Origin of the sequence: Phenylobacterium sp. (genome assembly GCF_004799395.1) — a bacterium.
Taxonomy (GTDB): domain Bacteria; phylum Pseudomonadota; class Alphaproteobacteria; order Caulobacterales; family Caulobacteraceae; genus Phenylobacterium.
Window position 1 is genome coordinate 1 of record NZ_SSMZ01000036.1, and the last position, 2,201, is coordinate 2,201.

Annotated in this window: 1 protein-coding gene and 1 pseudogene; one reads left to right on the forward strand and one right to left on the reverse strand. The window is 63.4% G+C overall.

Annotated features, from left to right (window positions below; genetic code table 11):
• A partial coding sequence (locus tag E8A12_RS02645; protein ID WP_293366208.1) for a hypothetical protein occupies positions 1–1,608 on the forward strand: 1,608 nt, incomplete at its 5' end.
• Between the two features lie 453 nt (positions 1,609–2,061).
• Here E8A12_RS02645 and E8A12_RS02650 read toward each other — a convergent pair.
• Positions 2,062–2,201 (reverse strand): annotated as a pseudogene (locus tag E8A12_RS02650) (nucleotidyltransferase); the annotation flags it as partial.

The window sequence follows — 2,201 nt, forward strand, 5'->3', positions numbered from 1 at the left end:
CCCCGGCCGCGGGCGCCGCAGCCGCGGGCGCCCGCGGCCGGGGCAACCGCCGACGCGACCTATGTCCTCTATAAGGACCAGCCCAGTGGGTCCGGCGCCTCGCTGTTCAACTTTGACTACGGGCCTCCGACTTCGCCAGCCACCAGTCTTCTGGGGCTGACACCCGACAAGGCGCCGCCGGCCACCAGCCTCAAGAGTTTCGTCCTGGCGGTTCCGACCCTGTTCGGCGGGCAGTCTGGCCAGAGCACTGCTTTCGACTTCGCCCCAGCCGCGCTGTTCGAAACGCGTGGCCCTGCGACGTTCACGGACTATGTCAATAACTACGCCACTCGCCTGGCCTATCGCACCCGGCTCAGTGTTGGCGCATTGAACGGCGACAATGGCGGCGGCGACGCCACCAAGGCGGTGGCCTCGCGGATCGCGGCGGGGTTCAGCGTCTCCCTGCTCGACTATTCCGATCCCGTCATGACCGGGCGGCAAGGCGGGACGAGCTTCTTGGTCAGTTGCCTCGCCGGCGTCCGGATGAAGGCCGAACCGATCTTAAGCCTTGGAGAGAAACAAGCAGCGATCACGCCAGCAGAATCGGATGAGCTTGAACTATTGAATCCGATCAACGTGGCGCTCGTCACGAAGGGGCATACTCCGACAGACGCGGACATGGCGAGGTTCCGTCATACGGCCAATCCTTACATCCCGGGGTCCGAGGACACAGCGCCACCCGCGGCTGCCGCGCTGACACCCCAGCAAACGAAGGCCGCCGCTGCCTTGCAGAAGATCGATGCCATCGATGATCCGAAGGTGAAGGCGGCGGTGCAGGCGATCTGGGACGCGCTCGCCGCTGACGCCAAGCCGCCTCCACCCCCGGTCGCGCCAACAAGCATCCTGACGCCCGACCAGTTCAAAGCCGCGATCCTGGCCGAGGTGACCCGATTAAAAGCGAAGCGCGACACTCAAACGACCACGATCGATGCATCAACCAAGAGTGCGCTGGACAAGGCTGGGGTGACCGCTTCGCTGTCGTCCTGCGCCGACCAGGCGAGCCGTCTGGCGACCTTCGCTCCCAACCTTCAGTTCGGCGCCGGCGACGTAGAGAGCGGCGCCCCGGGCCAGCTCGATCATTTCAAGACCGACAGCCAGGTGGTCTGGGGCGCCTTCAAGTTCCCGCTCGCGCCGACTGTCTTTGCTGCTGCCGTCCAGGGTGCTGCGGTGGACCAGATTCCCCAGCATGCCGTTTTAGGATTCGTGTCTGGCCGATTCGGCTGGAGCGAGCTGGTCGTCACCGGCAACAAAACGACCCCACAAATGGTCGCCGACACCAACGAGGCTTGGTTGGGCCTCGAATGGATTTCCGCCAAATACAGGCTGACCGGGCAATATGGTTGGAACGACGTTCGCGCCCGGCTGCTGGCCGATCGCACCTTCGATAAATCCGGCGAAGCCTATCTTCTGGCTGGTCAGTTCCAACTCGGGAGTGACAAATCACCGGTTTGGCTGAGCCTCAGTTATGGCAACGGCTATGGCACCGCGACGACTCTCAAGGCGCATACTGCCCTGGTGACCCTGAGCTACAGCCCCGCCAAGCCGCCGGACTTGACCGCATCGAAGTAGGCCGCCGACTGGTTAGCCGTTGGGGTAGTGGTACTGGACGCCCTCGACGTCGTTCCACGCGTGGTCGGGATTGAGCACCACGTCATTGGTGGTGAGGACGATGGGCAAGAGCTGCGCGCCTACTGCGGACTGACTGGAGCCGCCGGTGCAGCCACCGGCACGGCGTCCGGCAGGTATCGCACAACAATGTAGCGGCTCTCGTGTCCTTGATGGCCCGGTGAATGCCAAAGCCAGAGGCGCTCTCGTGGAAGAACCCTCCGCCATAACTGCCGTTGGCGTCCACCGAAGCCGACGAAGCAATGCCCAACCGACGATCGCCCGGTCGAGCTTTTCGGCCCCCTTCCATCTATTGCTCTCTATAGAGGGGCGGCATTGCAGCCGCCGGTCAGAAATCAGCAAGCAAAAGAGGTCGTCATTACTTCATGATAACCTCCCGCGCCTTCACAGCGCACCATAGTCGGAGAAGTAGCCGCCCTTGGGATCGGCGACCCAGTCGCCGCGGGCATAGCTTCCGTAGAGGATGATCTTCAGGATTCGGCCGGCTCGGCGATGCGGCGCATTGCGACCTTTCAGGGCATCTTCGAACTCGGCAA